A 15,270-nucleotide genomic window follows, 5' to 3' on the forward strand; every position below is an offset into this window, starting at 1 on the left:
GATAAAGATCCCAACAAGTGGGATAACAATGTAGCGTCAATGCTGCTCAAGAAAAGTAATCCCGAGTTCTACCAGGATGAAGTGGTTTTACACGGTTATTGCCGCGGTGTTGAGCCGTACAATTACGTAAAATCTGTTTACAGCCATTACGATCACTACTCCAACTTTATGGATGAGAAGTGATACTAATCCCTCACCTTCCTCTCCATCGGAGGTTCAGGAAAGTAATAACGGAAGTCAAGGGTGAGATATGTTCCCTCAATATCGAGAGTGTTCTCCGTTAATGGTGAATCGTAAAAACCTATTTTAGAGAGATAAAAACTGTCAAATGGTTGATGGAATGATCCGCCAACGTAGAATATTCCGTGTTTTTTGTGCCTGAACTCAAAACCTAAATTCGCCATGACAGATCCCTGTATCCAACTCCTGCGAACCGTTTCGTGAACGTAGTCTCCGCGATCAGCTTCGCTGAATACATCTGACGGAAAAAGGTCGATCACGCCTCCCATTCCGGCTGTCATGTAAACACGATTATCGAGCTGAATGAAGACAAGCCCCATAACCGGAATTTCATATCCGATAAGGCGGTAATCCATATTGGCCTCAAAGCTGTTGTTGAGGCTATCGACTTTTAAATTGAAATTGCGCTGTACATAGGAAATACCTGATTCAATCGAGAAGCGGTCACTTATTCCGTAACGAATCATTCCGCCAGCGTTATAACCAAATTGCTGGTTATTGCTGTAAGTAACATTGTTTTCTGTCTTAGAAACTGTTCGTGCATTTAAAAAGCTCACCGGAAGCATGGGTTTGAACTGTAATCCAAAAGTGAGCACCCTGTCCTGAGCATTCAAACTCAAAGACCCCAGCGTTAATAAAGTGATACTAAATGCACTCAGTAGTTTCTTCATAATGACGTAACGCAATAATAAGAGTTTTATGCTTTGATGAGTCCTACAATTAACAAAGTGATCATGATCAAAAGAAAAACAAACAGGATAATCCGCAATCCTTTATAGGGGATGAAACGCTTGCGGTATTTCCCAATAGCCATGTTGTTCAGCGGTTTCACGTGTTTTACATCGTTGGCTCTGACCGCGAACATCACTTTCCTTGAATGATCCTGCTCTGTATCAACATCCTTCTCGTACCAAATCCCTTTTTCGATCAACAATTGCTCAAAGTAATCACCTTGCTGTTCTGACTTAAAGAAGAAAACTTCAATTCCTTTTGCTGTTGGATGCTTTCGCCAATTTGTGAGATCAAACCTGTCTAAACTCATATTACTCTTATCTTTTGTCCCACGTAAAGCGTTTGATTCCTGCTTATCCCATTCATTCTGCAAATCTCACTAACTGATGTCCCGTATTGCTTTGCAATTTTATATAAAAAATCGCCTCGTTTTACTTTGTGAAAGTGCGTGCCGGCAGGAAAAGCAGCATAGCCAAATTGTGTCTTTTTGAGAACCAACACATCGTTTTCTACCTGTTCAGAACCGAAATCGATAAACGTGTGCGGATTGAGCGGAACGCCCTTAAACCGAACTTCAAAGTGAAGGTGACTTCCTGTAGAGTGACCGGATGAACCACCCAAACCAACGACATCACCGGCTTTAACAAAATCGCCCGGTTTTACTTTGAACCGGTGCAAGTGAGCATAAATCGTTTCCAATCCGTTGTAGTGGCGAACAACCACTACTCTACCATAACCTCCGTAATATTTGGCAACTCTCACCATTCCGGGAAATGCAGACTTCACCGGATCCCACACCTGGAGGTCGATATCCACACCATTGTGGTTCCGACCATTACGCCAACCGAATTTAGAAGTGATCTTACCAGAATAAGGATGATGATAGTCCTCTAAAAGTTTGCTACCTGTAAGTTGCAAATTGATCACCGTATCAGAGGCAATTAACTCTTTTGAATTGTAGGGATTGGGAATGTTCGTATTCCATTCGGGATAATAAAATGAAGCGGGATAAGCTGATGTATCAAAACCCTCATTCTCCTCAAAGTTGTGGTGAGCAACAAAATAATTGATCTGGTTGATGAGCGGATAGGGAATAGTATCGAGCTCAAACAACGAGTCGATTACCGTAAAGACTTCATCAAACGTCATGGTTGGAATCGACAAATAGAGATCTAACTGTTGTATCAAATCAGATGAAGCATCGGGAAGCGCAGCTAAAGAGTCCCTGTAATGTAAGGCTTCAGGCCTGTTGAGTTCTTCCACTTCTTCAAAGAGCATTTTCTCTCCATACATAACCATAGCGGATAGAGTATCGCCTTTGGCATAAACATTATTGGCTCCTAAAAAGCTCAACAAAACGACTGTTATAAAGGTGTGACGCAATAGTTCCACGATTCGCACAAATATTTATATCAAAAGGGGTTACGCTAACACGCGTACTTCAACAGGTTTCATTATTTTGCACTACCAAAATTAACAAACCATGAAAGCTCTCAAAATTATAGGTTTTACTTTAATAGGCCTACTACTAATTGTAATTGTAGTTGGTTACATGCAACCGAGCAAGGTTGAGTTGAGTGTTTCTAAAGTGGTTAACGCTCCTGTTTGCGCTGCATTTGATCATGTTAACGATCTCGAAAAAAGAACTCAATGGTCTCCATGGGAGCAGGTTGATTCGGCAATGTCAATTCAATACGGACAGGTAAAAAAAGGTTTGGGAGCTAACTACAGTTGGGAAAGTCCGGATCAGGGTCATGGCGAATTACGTTACATTGAAGTTGAAAAGAACAAACGAATAAAGTCTGAAATCGATTTCGGTCAATCGACAAAATCATACGGGACAATGACATTTAAAGAAGTTCCCGATGGGACTAAAGTAACCTGGAAATTTGAAACCAACCTGGGCAGCAATCCTTTCCAGCGAATTTTTGGCGTAATTGTGAAAACAGCCATCAAAACTTCATTTGAAGGCGGACTGAAAAACCTTGCAGAGAACGCCTCAGCCGATCAAAACAATCCTAATTGCATTGAAGCTATACCATCAGAGGCTCAGCAACCTGCTCAGGATAGCGCAACGGTAAATACACCACAGCCCGATTCAACATCTGCAAGCTAAATTTGCGGTACTCTCATTAAAGTAGCACATTTGTTCAGCCTCACGAAAAGGTGAAGTTGAATGGATAAAAAACGCTTATATTTTCTCGGTCTCATCACCCTTATCGGGTTTCCACTTGTCGGAATCACAATTGTTGGTTTTGTAGAAGATCACCCCCGCTCCTTTCCCTGGGCATTTGAACAATCGTGGTATGTGCAGCTACTCATAGGAGCCGCAATTGGTACAGTAGCGGGTTTCATAGCCTGGCGCATCACACTCACAAAATTCATGAGCGATATTCTCAACCGCTACGGCAAACTCGTGAAATCCTTTAAAATGAATACCTGGGATTCACTTTTCATGTCGGTTTGTGCAGGTGTTGGTGAAGAAATCCTATTCAGAGGTGTCATTCAACATTACTGGGGAATTTGGATTACAGCTATCTTCTTTGTCGCCATTCACGGCTACCTCAACCCGCGCGACTGGCGCATTTCCATTTACGGAGCTTACATGACTCTCGTTATTGCCGGAATTGGTTATCTTTACGAATACTCCGGAATTGTAGCAGCAGCTACAGCTCACGTAGCCATAGACTTTGTACTATTCACCAAAATGAACAACCACCGTTACCAAACCAAAACAATTGAGGAAAAAGAACCAATCGATGAAAACGAAATTGATACTCTTTAGCTTGCTCGCTACTTTCAGCGCCTGCAACGGACAACCAAAACAAGAAAAATTGACGTCACAACGGTCAGAGCCGAAAAAGCTGTCGTTTACCCTCAATGACTTCTATTCCAATCGAGCAGAGTTGGACGAGAAAGTTGCCAAAGTTTTTGATCAACTCAACACTCAAGAGCGACTTGCGCAAATGATCATCACAAGTGCCGGAGAGCTGGGAAAACCACAAGCTACAGTTGCGAGTCTGGTAAAGAACAACAAAGTTGGCGGAGTTATCTTTTTGAAAGGAAACGGATCAGATCACCAGAAATTCATCGATTCATTAAACGCAATTTCATCAAAGCAAAATCAACTTCCACTTATCTACAGCATTGATGCTGAACCATCATTGATCAACAGTCGCTTACCGGATGTCAAAAAGAAATTCCCAAAAACGATCGACATCAAATCTCCAGAAGAATCAGCACAGGTTGCAACGGATATTTCCAAAACGATCAAAGATTTTGGGTTTCACTACAACTACGCTCCGGTTGTGGACCTCAGTCCTAACAACGAAGCCATAAAGTCGCGTAGTTTCGGATCTGACCGTGACAGTGTGATAGCAAAAGCAAAAGCATTTATCGAGGCAACTCAAGATGAAAATGTTGTTTCGTGCGCCAAGCATTTCCCCGGTCACGGATTTGTGGAAGGTGATACGCACAAACAATTGGTTTACATAGATGGTAAACTGCGTGAAATTGATGTTTACAAACCATTGATCGAAGAAGGTGTTTTGAGCATCATGATCGCGCACATCGCAGTTGAAAACAACGAAAAATACGGAACTGATGGAGCTCCGGCCAGCATTTCAAAAAAGATCGTGACAGATTTGCTACGCAACGAATTAGGGTTTGAAGGCATCATCACGACTGATGCAATGAATATGGTTGGCGCTACGAGCTCTGGTGAAAGTGCTCCATTCCTGTCTGCTGAAGCGGGTTGTGACATGATCCTGATGCCGCCCAGTGAAACTGCTCTTTTGAAAGAAATGCAGGCAGAATACGAACAAAATGAATCATTCAGAAGTCAGATTGATGAGAGCGTAAAGCGTATCCTCAAATTAAAAATCTGTCTTAGATTAATCGAATAATTATGAAGAGTTCAACTTTATTTATCGTTCTGTCATTAGCAGCCGGATTGGTAATTCCGCTACAGGGAGCTTTAAACGGTATTTTGGGTAAGCAAATGAATCACCCACTACAGGCGACTTTTATCTCCTTTTTGGGTGGCGTTTTTTTCCTTTTCATCTTACTCATCATCATCAATCCCGATATTCCAACCTGGAGCATGCTCAAGAGTAATCCGTGGTACATCTACACCGGTGGATTTCTTGGAGTTATTTTTGTGACCATGGCACTTTTGTCAGTTCCGATAATAGGAGCCGGAAACTTTTTAGCTGCGGCTTTGACCGGCCAAATGGTAGGGGCCATTATTATCGATCACTTTGGAATATTAAATGTTCCGGTTCAGCCTATTACGTGGACTAGAGTTTTAGGTGTTCTCTTTTTGTTCTTAGGTGTTTACCTTGTAAAAAGAGGGTGAAGCCGTCTTTTGCAGAATGATTTTCGTCTGTTCTAATGTGATTATCATTCTTATATTTGGTAACTTTCGATTTTAGAACACATGAAAAGACTCGGGGTTATATTGGTTTTTCTCGGACTGTGCAATGCATTGAGCTTTGCTGTAGAGTCTGGATACAAATTCATCATCAACCATGGTCAGTTCCACGAAAATGTACTTTTCAATGCTGAAATTCCCTCCGGAAATATATTTGCCGAAAAAGACGCTCTCACCTATCACCTATACGATGCACAACTTTTACAGGATCTTCACCACAGCCCTCAAGCAGACTCCAACCCTAACCAAAAGATGCAGCATCACGCCTTTAAAATGCAGTTTGTTGATGCAAATCCATCAATTGTTGAGGGTAAAGAAAAATACAAGCACTGGTTCAATTACTACATAGGGAACAATCCTGATAAATGGGCGAAAAAAGTTCCGGCTTTTAGAGAAGTGCAATGGCAGTCGCTTTACAACGGAATCGATATGCGGCTTTACACGAGCCAGAATCAGCTCAAGTACGACTTCATCGTTAACCCGGGATCTGACCCTGCTGTTATTAAATGGAATTATACTGGATTAGATGATGTTACCATTAGAAAACGATCGATTACTTTAAGTACATCATTGTTCGATATTTCTGAAAACAGGCCGTATGCTTACCAGCTTATCAACGGTGAAGAAATCGAAGTCAAGTGCTTTTTCAAACAACTAGAAGACGGATCAATCGGTTTTAAATTTCCTGATGGGTACAATCGGTCAGAACCACTTATCATTGATCCCACACTTATCTTTTCAACTTATTCAGGAAGTACAGCCAACAACTTTGGATATTCCGCAACTTTTGACGCGCGTGGATATCTCTACTCTGCCAGTACAGTATTTGACAACGGATATCCCACAACAATGGGAGCTTTTCAAACAAGCTGGGCCGGTGGCACCGGTGGTGCTCCGGTTGGTGCTCCAACATTGACCGGAACTGACATCGCCATTACAAAATGGGATACGAATGGTACAGCACCAATCTACAGCACTTACATTGGAGGTTCGGGTGATGAGCTTCCTCACAGTTTGGTTGTTAATGATAATCAGGAACTCTACCTCATGGGAACAACAGGATCTCAGGATTATCCTGTGATTGCAACGAGTTACGATACTTCATTTAACATAGATCAAAACAATGTCAATCAGGTCAATTTACTCGCTGGACTGGGAGTGTTCTTTGACAATGGATCTGACCTTGTGATCTCACGTTTCGATTCCAGCGGAAATAACCTATTGGGTTCTACATTCCTTGGCGGGACACACAATGACGGACTCAATGACGGCCCCACAAAATTCAATTATGCCGATGAAGTGAGAGGTGAAATCGCAATCGACAAAAACCAAAATGTTGTGATTGTAACCTGTACGAGATCTGATGATATTCCTATCGCTGGATCGCCTTTTCAGGCAACAAAACCGGGAGCTACAAACAACCTCGATGCAGCTATATTCAAAATGAGCTATGACCTCACATCGCTCACATGGTCTTCATACCTGGGAGGTATTGCTGCTGATGGTTTGTATTCAGTCGCTTTTGACGATCAGAACCGATTGTATGTTTCGGGTGGTACTTCATCCATTAATTTCCCAACAACGAGCGGAGTTATAGGGACAGCACATAATGGTGGAATCGATGCTTTTGTGTCACTTATCAGCGAAGATGGGAGTAGCCTGATCCACAGCTCTTACTGGGGCTCAAATAATTACGACCAGAGCTATTTCGTTGAAACAGACGACAATGACGATGTCTATATTTTTGGGCAAACAGCAGCTATTTCTGGCCAGTTGATATTTAATGCTCAGTACAATGTACCGGCTGGTGGCCAATTCATCACGAAACTCTCACCACAACTCGACAGCATAATTTGGTCTACCCGATTTGGTAGTGGCGATGGCGACCCTGATATTTCTCCAACAGCCTTTTTAGTTGACCTCTGCAACGCTGTATACCTCTCTGGCTGGGGAAGTTCAATTCAGGGAGGTAGTTTGAGTACAAATGGTTTACCTACTGCCGGAAATCCTATTCAGAGCACGACAGACGGAAACGATTTCTACCTCATGCAGCTCGCTGATGACGCCTCATCACTCGATTACGCAACATTTATGGGCGGATCCGCAGCAGAACACGTTGATGGCGGAACGAGTAGATTTGACAAAAAAGGGAAAGTCTATCAGGCTGTTTGTGCTGGTTGTGCAACTGCCTCCTCTCCTCCTTCCTCTGACTTCCCCACTCACCCTAATCCCGGAGCACACAGTACAACAAACAATGCCAATGGCTGCAATCTCGCTGTCTTTAAAATTGACTTCCTCTTGCCACTGGTCGTTGCAGATTTTCTCGCACCAGATCAAGGTTGTGCTCCTTTTACAGTAGATTTTGAAAATGTAAGCTTACAACAAAGTGCTACTAACTTTTACTGGGACTTTGATGATGGAGATACCTCAAACCTATTTGAGCCTATACACACTTTTGACTCAGCAGGAGTGTACAACGTGATGCTGGTACTTTCTGATACTGCTTCCTGTAATCTCAACGACACGCTCTTCAAAGAAATAACAGTAAGTAACGATACTTCTTACACACTCCCAACGGTAACAAAATGTATTAACGAAGAAGTTAAAATAGGACCTAACTCCACTCCTACTCCCGGAATCTCCTACAACTGGTCACCATCACAGTTTTTGTTGGATACAACAATCCCAAGAACTGCTACTACAATTCCATTTGATTTCACTTATGAATTAATCATCGACAATGGTGTTTGTCCTGATACTGTTTTTCAACCAGTAGAGGTAGATTCTGTGAAAATTGAACTTCCAAACGACACACTTCTATGCGATGATCAATTTCCGCTCAATCTTTCAGGAAACAGCTTTGGTACAGGAAACCAGTTTGTTTGGAGTACAGATTTGGCTCTGACCGATACACTCAATACTTCATTGACAGACTCTACATTACAGGCTGATTCGGCAAATACTTACTACTTCACAGCTATCTCATCAAATGATTGCCAGCGTACCGATAGCATTGATGTTTTATCAGTACAACAGCAAGATCCTTTAATCACCGGATTTGACGATCCGGGAACCGGCTGCACCCCTTACGATATTAACTTTAACAATACATCAACACACATTGATTCAGCCCAGTTTTTCTGGGATTTTGGAACAGGAGATACCAGCATGCAGGTAAATCCGAGTTACCAATTCAGCAATTCCGGCACTTTCACCATTCAACTTGTTGCTTTGGATACAGGGATTTGTACTCAAATTGATACAACAGAACTGCAAATTGAAGTGATTGAACCGGTTACTGAAAATGTGGCTGATACAGGTTGCCTCAATTCAACCATACAAATTGGTTCACAGTCAGAACCGAACACGACTTACTCCTGGGTTGAAAGCGGGCTCGTGGGCGACCCTAACGCCTCTTCAACTTCAGCACAATTGAATTCAGATACAACGCTAACATTGTTAGCTACATCAGTTTGTGTGGACACGCTCTACAACTCGATAAAAATCGACTCCATTACAGCTAACACTGACTCGCTGCTTATCGCGTGTTCTGACCAAAACCCGGTTCAGATTAACGGAACTGCACAGGGTGATAACCCAACTTTCCAGTGGGATACGCTCCCCGATTTTTCAAACCCTGTTGGTACACAGCAAACGCTCAACTTCTCTGCAAGTAGAGGTGTAAACACTCTCTATTTCAAAGCAACAACAGCTTTTGGATGTGAAGCAATCGACTCAACGAGTTTAGTTGTAAGTGATTTAACTGTCAAAACCGATGGCGACAGCATTGTTTGCTTCAACGATTCTGCTCAGTTGTTTGCCGAAAACCAATTTCCGCAAAATCAGCTCAGCTTTTCCTGGGAACCGATTGAAACGATCATCACTCCAACCGATAGCCAACGTATTGTTGCAACTCCCACAACTACAACATCATACATTGTAACCTCGATCAACGATAGCGGTTGTGTGGGAAAAGATACTGCTACAGTTGATGTTTCATCACTCAATCAGGGAGTAATGTCAGCACTGGCGAGTCAGGACACGATATTGAAATCACAAACGGTAGATCTGCTCGCAAATCCAGACTCGTCTATTTATTCGTACTCATGGTTTCCTGAGGATGTTCTCGTTTCAAACGGGCTCGCAAGTGTTATCGCTCAGCCCCAGCAAACCACAACTTTTGAGGTGGCTGTAACTGATAGCCAGTACCCGCAGTGCTCTGACCGAGCTGAAGTAACCGTTGTGGTTGAAGAACTCATTTGTGGTCCACCTGAGATTTACGTCCCCAATGCATTCACTCCCGATGGAGATGGCTTAAATGATGAATTGCTCGTTAAAGGTGAAAACATCAGCGAGCTTACATTTAAGATTTACAACCGCTGGGGTGAGCTCGTTTTTGAATCGACCAATCAGCAAGAGGGCTGGGACGGCATTTGGAACGACAGCCGCGTTGAAAACGGTGTTTATGTGTATCACCTCGATTTGACGTGCATTGACGGGCAGGAATATTTTGAAAAAGGAAACGTGACGATATTAAAATAGTGCGCAGACTGGTAATTTACATAGCGTTTTTCTTTTTCGTCATCGGGCTGAAGGCTCAGGATGCGCGCTTCACTCAGTTTTTCAATGATCCGCTTTACACGAATCCGGCTCTGACCGGCAATTTTTTGGGAAAATACCGCTTTGGTGCGCATTATCGCCATCAATGGGCATCTGTAACACGAGCTTTTCAAACGGGTGGAGTCTCTGCTGATATCGCCAACATCCTCCCTTCTACCGGAGTAGGATTGATGATTTACAACGATATTGCCGGTGACGGAGATTACAGCAATACGCAAATATCAGTTCCGCTCAGCTATACTTTCAAGCTATCGGCTGATTCTACCCAGCGATTGACACTGGGAGCTCAACCTGTTTTCCAATTCCAACAACTCAACTTTGGTGATTTTTTCTTTGATGATCAATACGATAACGGCTCGTTCAATCCCAGCATTCCAACTGCTGAGACTGGTTTTTTGCAATACGAAACGCAACGCTTTTTCAATCTACATGCCGGAGCTGTGTACACTTCTCAAAAATCAAAACGTGAATATTTTCAAGCTGGATTAGCCGTTCACAATGCACTAGAACCTGAAAACTCGTGGTTTGGTCAAACTGCTCAAATGAACATGCGCTACAGCGTTCACGCTAATGCAGCTATAAAGTTCACTGAGGGATTCAACGTAAATCCCGGAATTCGTTATATGAGGCAAGGGCCACATCAGGAAATTATGGGCGGAGCTAATTTTGCCTTCCACTTCAGCGATTCACCGTTTGAAAACAAAAGCATTGAAGTGGGTCCGTGGTATCGACACAACGATGCCGCCATTCTCTATGCCGGTGCGCATATCGATAAATGGAAACTAGGACTGTCTTATGATATCAACATTTCATCACTGGAAAGAGCAAGTAACAACCGCGGTGCATGGGAAATTGCGCTGCTGTATACCATTGAATACATCAAACCTGATCGAAATAAATTCAAAAACTGTCCAACCTTTTTGTAATGAGAATAAAGTCGCTCATAGGATTTATCTTTTTGTTGATGCTGGGTAGCAACAGTTTTGGTCAGAGCCCTGATCAATTCCGCGAGCTGGCCGATGACGCAATCCGTGAGGGCGATCACTACGGGGCAGCGGTGTATTATCAAAAAGCTTTTTTACTCGATAGTCAGAACCTGGCCTACCCCTACAATGCGGGTAAAGCTTTCCGCAAAACGAATGACTACGAGAATGCTAAAGAGCTCTTTTCTTATGTAGTTGAAAAGGACGACATGGATGAATATCCGCTCGCGTTATACTACCAGGCCGAGATGGAAAAATACAGAGGCAATTACCTGCAGGCCCGCGAATTATTTGAGCAGTACAGCAAGATTTACCGCTATAAATCTGCATGGCATACCAAAAAAGCCAAAAAAGAACTTGAATCCTGTGAATGGGCTTATGAACATCAATTCGACAGCAACAAAGTAGAGTTTTACCGCTACGAACATCCTATCAACACAATTTACTCAGAGTTGAGTCCGTGGTTGAGCTATGACTCGAGTTTTTATTTTGCAGCTCTGCGCTACGACACCGGCTATTCGTGGAGAATCCCGAACGCTGACCAGAGCTACTTCACTGAGGTTCTGACCGTGGAAAAAGATACCAACGAAGTTTATTCGATTAGCGAAGTTGATGACATCAACGAGAGCTTTGTCCACACAGCTAATTATTTCTTCGATTCAACATTTGCTGTAGTAACACGCTGCGATGATAATTGCCACATTTACGCTGCTAAAAAGGAAAATGGCGAGTGGTCGTCCTTCGAATACGTGGAGCAACTCAACCGCAGCGGATATGAATCTACCCAGGCTTTTCCTGTCATGATCGATGGAAAACGGTATGTGTTTTTCTCGAGCGATTTCAGGCGCGGTGAGGGCAAAATGGATATCTGGTACAGCTCGTTGATGCCTAATGGTAAGTTTTCTCAGCCACAAAACCTCACGGCTATCAACACGCCCGGAAATGAGATCACACCTTATTACGATACAGCACACAAAGCGCTCTATTTCTCGTCAGACTGGCACAATGGATTTGGCGGACAGGATGTTTTTCGTGTGACAGGTTTCCCAAATGAATTGTCTGAACCGGAAAACCTCCTCCATCCTATCAATACATCGGTGAATGATTTATACTTCAACCGAAACGATCTTTACGGCATGGGCTTTTTAGTATCAAACCGTGAAGGCGGCATGGCGATCAAAAGCAAAACCTGCTGCAACGAGATTTACGGCTTTGAAAAAATCGAAGCTCCTGAAGTTGAAGAAGAACCGGTTGAACCAGATACGGTTATTGAACCCGATACTCTGATCGTAGAGGATGCCCCGAATGAAATTACGCAAAAGCTGGTCAATTTAAAGCTGTTGCCGCTCGAAATGTATTTTCCCAATGATCAGCCGGATAAAAACACGTATGCCACAACAACTGAACAAACCTATTTTGATGTCATAGAAACCTACCGTAAAGAACTGTCAACTTACACAGAAAACAACGCTGGTTTTAAGTCTGAATTCTACGACTATTATGTTGTTGACCGCGATGAAATCCTCACTGCATTGATGGACACCATCAGTTCATTGATCGGAAATGGAAAGCGCATTCAGCTCGGTGTTCAGGGTTATGCCTCTCCCATCGCATCCAGCAAATACAACCTCAACCTCGCCAAGAGACGAATTCACAGCTTGGTCAACACCATGACCACCGATTCGGTTCTGAACGAAGCCTACATCCGTGGAGATCTCCTCTTTTATGAAATTCCGTTTGGCGAGTTTTTCAGCACAGATGAAGTGAGTGATTCAGACAGCAACCAAATAAACTCTGTTTACAGTAACAGCGCTGCTCTCGCAAGAAAAGTTTCCATCAACTGGATCGAGATGAAAGACCAAAGCGTTCAGCTACCAACTTTTCGTTTCAGTGATCCGGTTATCGAAACTTTACCAGTTGATGAAATCACGACCCAAATCACGAATACCGGTAATGAAACGCTGAAATTCTCTATCGGTCAGAGCCCGGCTAGCATTCGTTTCACCCAGCAGAGTTGGTCTGTTCCGATAAACGAAACAGCAGAGTTGAAAATCGACATCTCTGACCTCAAACCCGGAGTGCATAAAGTCGTGTTTAACTCCAACAGCTACTCTGAAAAGCATGAACTGTTTATTAAGGTTTTGGAGTAGGTTGCTTCTGTTTAGAGTTTAAGGTTTAATGGTTTAGTTTCAAAATTTGACTATATTAGTTATAGTATATAACTATAATACAAAAGTAATTTGCATTAACATCCTGATCTTATTACACAATGCAGAAAGCCTTAATCCAAAGAATTTTGCATGAATTACAACCCCAATAAACATCACCGAAGATCCATTCGCCTAAAAGGTTACGATTACAGCAAGAAAGGACTATATTTTATTACCCTCTGCTGCCAGGATAGGATACACCATTTTGGGGAAATCAAAAAAGGAAAAATGAGAATGAACAGAGCAGGAGAAATCGTGAAAGAAGAATGGGAAAAAACTCCTCTCATTCGTGATAACACAGCACTTCATGAATTCATCATAATGCCAAATCATTTTCATGCAATAATCGAAATCAAATTTTCAAAAAATAAAGAAGGCAACGTAGGTGAATTTAAATCACCATCTCATACAATCGGGGCGATTATTCGCGGATTTAAAGGAGCTACCACAAAAAAGATTAAGGAATATTATTTTTCAAAAAATTCCCGTACGGGCGAATCGCAATTCGCCCCAAAGCAATTCGCCCCAAAGCAATTCGCCCCAAAGCAATTCGCCCCAACGGATAAAATCTGGCAGCGAAATTACTACGAGCACATCATCCGCAGCGAAAAATCATATCATAACATTAGCAGATATATCAAAAATAATCCAGCTAATTGGAATAAAGATAAATTTCATTGATAATAGGCACGGGCGAATCGCAATTCGCCCTATCTATAATCCAACTAATTGAAGAAAAGATGTATTTATTCCTCTAAATAAAAAGAGGATGATGAGTGCGCCCATTCAAATAATTTATCGTAATATTGCGATTAAACAATGTAACGATGGGAGTAACACGTACTGATCTCTTCACAGAACAACAAAACGAATTGGCCAAGATTGCCAGGATATTAGGGCATCCTGCACGGATTGCGATCGTTCAGCATCTGTCAAGAATCAATGCCTGTATCAACAGTGACCTGGTGCAGGAATTAGGATTGGCACAGGCTACGATTAGTCAGCACCTGAAAGAACTCAAGAATGTGGGAATCATACAGGGAACTGTAGAGGGATCTTCAATGAGCTACTGCATCAACGCAACGAAATGGAACGAATGTAAAGACCTGCTAACTGGTCTGTTTGATGAATACAAAAATGAATGTTGTTAAAATAAAATATCATGAATAAATCAGAAGAATTAAAAGAGACTGTTCGCAAGAAATACAGTGAAATAGCTGAACAGGATAAAGCAGAAAATCAATCTTCCTGCTGCGGAGCGGGCGGAACTTCACAAAAAGTGTACAACATCATGACGGATGACTACACAAAAGTTGAAGGCTATAATGAAGAAGCTGATCTCGGACTGGGATGCGGACTACCCACTCAGTTCGCTCAAATCAAAGAAGGTGACACGGTAATCGATTTGGGTTCAGGTGCCGGAAACGATTGCTTTGTAGCTCGCCACGAAACGGGTAAAAAAGGAAAAGTCATCGGGATTGATTTCACTGATGCGATGATCACGAAAGCACGTGCAAATGCTGAAAAGCTGGGCTACAACAACGTAGAATTTAGGCAGGGTGATATCGAAGACATGCCGGTCAATGACAACGTTGCTGATGTTATCGTGAGCAACTGTGTGCTCAACCTCGTTCCCGATAAGCAAAAAGTGATTCAGGAAATTCACCGTACGCTCAAGCCGGGTGGACACTTCAGCATATCGGATATCGTGCTCGTTGGCGAGCTTCCCCAGGAACTGCGCAACGATGCCGAAATGTATGCCGGTTGCATTGGAGGAGCAATTCAAAAGGACGACTACCTCGGTCACATCAAAGAAACCGGATTTGAAAACATCACCATCCAAAAAGAAAAGACCATTACCATTCCAGATGATATCCTTTCAAAATACCTCAGCAACGAGAAAATGGAAGAATTTAAAAATGGTGACATCGGTATTTTCAGCATCACCGTTTTTGCTCAAAAAGCCGGAGCTGAAAAGAAGGAAGTCAACATGGCAATGGCCGGTGATGCTGCACAATCAGAATGCTCTCCGGGTGGCGGTTGCTGCTAATCA

13 protein-coding genes and 1 pseudogene are annotated in these 15,270 nt (G+C 42.6%); 11 read left to right on the forward strand and 3 right to left on the reverse strand.

Annotation, left to right across the window (positions count from 1 at the left end; genetic code table 11):
• A pseudogene (locus RI557_RS03075) lies at positions 1–183 on the forward strand (lytic transglycosylase F); the annotation flags it as partial.
• A gap of 2 nt (positions 184–185) precedes the next feature.
• On the opposite strand, the gene RI557_RS03080 reads toward RI557_RS03075, so the two are convergent.
• From RI557_RS03080 to RI557_RS03090, 3 genes are read right to left on the reverse strand one after another with little or no spacing between them, the layout of a single operon-like run.
• Positions 186–911: an outer membrane beta-barrel protein gene (locus RI557_RS03080; RefSeq protein WP_310682050.1), complete on the reverse strand. Its 726-nt coding sequence runs from the start codon at positions 909–911 to the stop codon at positions 186–188.
• 26 nt (positions 912–937) lie between these two features.
• Positions 938–1,282, reverse strand: a complete 345-nt coding sequence (locus RI557_RS03085; protein ID WP_310667592.1) for a hypothetical protein — start codon at positions 1,280–1,282, stop codon at positions 938–940.
• Positions 1,279–2,364 carry a M23 family metallopeptidase gene (locus RI557_RS03090; RefSeq protein ID WP_310682052.1) on the reverse strand — a complete coding sequence of 362 codons (1,086 nt, stop codon included), beginning with the start codon at positions 2,362–2,364 and terminating at the stop codon, positions 1,279–1,281. The genes RI557_RS03085 and RI557_RS03090 overlap by 4 nt, the downstream gene beginning before the upstream one ends.
• Before the next feature lie 91 nt (positions 2,365–2,455).
• Between RI557_RS03090 and RI557_RS03095 the strand changes: the two genes are divergently transcribed.
• The 10 genes from RI557_RS03095 (at position 2,456) to RI557_RS03140 (ending at position 15,267) form a co-directional block, all read left to right on the forward strand.
• Positions 2,456–3,088 carry an SRPBCC family protein gene (locus RI557_RS03095; protein ID WP_310682055.1) on the forward strand — a complete coding sequence of 211 codons (633 nt, stop codon included), beginning with the start codon at positions 2,456–2,458 and terminating at the stop codon, positions 3,086–3,088.
• 60 nt (positions 3,089–3,148) lie between these two features.
• Positions 3,149–3,757, forward strand: a complete 609-nt coding sequence (locus RI557_RS03100; RefSeq protein ID WP_310667589.1) for a CPBP family intramembrane glutamic endopeptidase — start codon at positions 3,149–3,151, stop codon at positions 3,755–3,757.
• Positions 3,732–4,877, forward strand: a complete 1,146-nt coding sequence (locus RI557_RS03105) for a glycoside hydrolase family 3 N-terminal domain-containing protein (protein WP_310667588.1) — start codon at positions 3,732–3,734, stop codon at positions 4,875–4,877. The genes RI557_RS03100 and RI557_RS03105 overlap by 26 nt, the downstream gene beginning before the upstream one ends.
• 2 nt (positions 4,878–4,879) lie before the next feature.
• The gene (locus RI557_RS03110) at positions 4,880–5,329 is read left to right on the forward strand and encodes a DMT family transporter (RefSeq protein WP_310667587.1); all 450 of its coding nucleotides are present in this window, start codon (positions 4,880–4,882) and stop codon (positions 5,327–5,329) included.
• Positions 5,330–5,410: 81 nt separating this feature from the next.
• On the forward strand, positions 5,411–9,946 hold the full coding sequence (locus tag RI557_RS03115) for a PKD domain-containing protein (protein WP_310682058.1): 4,536 nt from the start codon (positions 5,411–5,413) through the stop codon (positions 9,944–9,946).
• The gene (locus tag RI557_RS03120) at positions 9,946–10,950 is read left to right on the forward strand and encodes a PorP/SprF family type IX secretion system membrane protein (protein WP_310667585.1); all 1,005 of its coding nucleotides are present in this window, start codon (positions 9,946–9,948) and stop codon (positions 10,948–10,950) included. Before RI557_RS03115 ends, RI557_RS03120 begins: the two co-directional genes overlap by 1 nt.
• On the forward strand, positions 10,950–13,157 hold the full coding sequence (locus RI557_RS03125) for a tetratricopeptide repeat protein (protein ID WP_310682061.1): 2,208 nt from the start codon (positions 10,950–10,952) through the stop codon (positions 13,155–13,157). Before RI557_RS03120 ends, RI557_RS03125 begins: the two co-directional genes overlap by 1 nt.
• 150 nt (positions 13,158–13,307) lie before the next feature.
• Positions 13,308–13,898: a transposase gene (locus RI557_RS03130; RefSeq protein ID WP_310682063.1), complete on the forward strand. Its 591-nt coding sequence runs from the start codon at positions 13,308–13,310 to the stop codon at positions 13,896–13,898.
• 146 nt (positions 13,899–14,044) lie between these two features.
• Positions 14,045–14,368, forward strand: coding sequence for a metalloregulator ArsR/SmtB family transcription factor (locus RI557_RS03135; protein WP_310667582.1), 324 nt, complete (start codon positions 14,045–14,047; stop codon positions 14,366–14,368).
• An 11-nt stretch (positions 14,369–14,379) separates the two neighbouring features.
• The gene (locus RI557_RS03140; protein ID WP_310667581.1) at positions 14,380–15,267 is read left to right on the forward strand and encodes an arsenite methyltransferase; all 888 of its coding nucleotides are present in this window, start codon (positions 14,380–14,382) and stop codon (positions 15,265–15,267) included.
• Positions 15,268–15,270 lie beyond the last annotated feature (3 nt).

Source organism: Salibacter sp. (genome assembly GCF_031581065.1).
Classification (GTDB): Bacteria; Bacteroidota; Bacteroidia; order Flavobacteriales_G; family Salibacteraceae; genus Salibacter.

Coding starts and splice junctions, on each gene's coding strand:
- RI557_RS03080 (WP_310682050.1), bottom strand. CDS start 911: ATGAAGAAACTACTGAGTGCATTTAGTATCACTTTATTAACGCTGGGG.
- RI557_RS03085 (WP_310667592.1), bottom strand. CDS start 1,282: ATGAGTTTAGACAGGTTTGATCTCACAAATTGGCGAAAGCATCCAACA.
- RI557_RS03095 (WP_310682055.1), top strand. CDS start 2,456: ATGAAAGCTCTCAAAATTATAGGTTTTACTTTAATAGGCCTACTACTA.
- RI557_RS03100 (WP_310667589.1), top strand. CDS start 3,149: ATGGATAAAAAACGCTTATATTTTCTCGGTCTCATCACCCTTATCGGG.
- RI557_RS03105 (WP_310667588.1), top strand. CDS start 3,732: ATGAAAACGAAATTGATACTCTTTAGCTTGCTCGCTACTTTCAGCGCC.
- RI557_RS03110 (WP_310667587.1), top strand. CDS start 4,880: ATGAAGAGTTCAACTTTATTTATCGTTCTGTCATTAGCAGCCGGATTG.
- RI557_RS03115 (WP_310682058.1), top strand. CDS start 5,411: ATGAAAAGACTCGGGGTTATATTGGTTTTTCTCGGACTGTGCAATGCA.
- RI557_RS03125 (WP_310682061.1), top strand. CDS start 10,950: ATGAGAATAAAGTCGCTCATAGGATTTATCTTTTTGTTGATGCTGGGT.
- RI557_RS03130 (WP_310682063.1), top strand. CDS start 13,308: ATGAATTACAACCCCAATAAACATCACCGAAGATCCATTCGCCTAAAA.
- RI557_RS03135 (WP_310667582.1), top strand. CDS start 14,045: ATGGGAGTAACACGTACTGATCTCTTCACAGAACAACAAAACGAATTG.
- RI557_RS03140 (WP_310667581.1), top strand. CDS start 14,380: ATGAATAAATCAGAAGAATTAAAAGAGACTGTTCGCAAGAAATACAGT.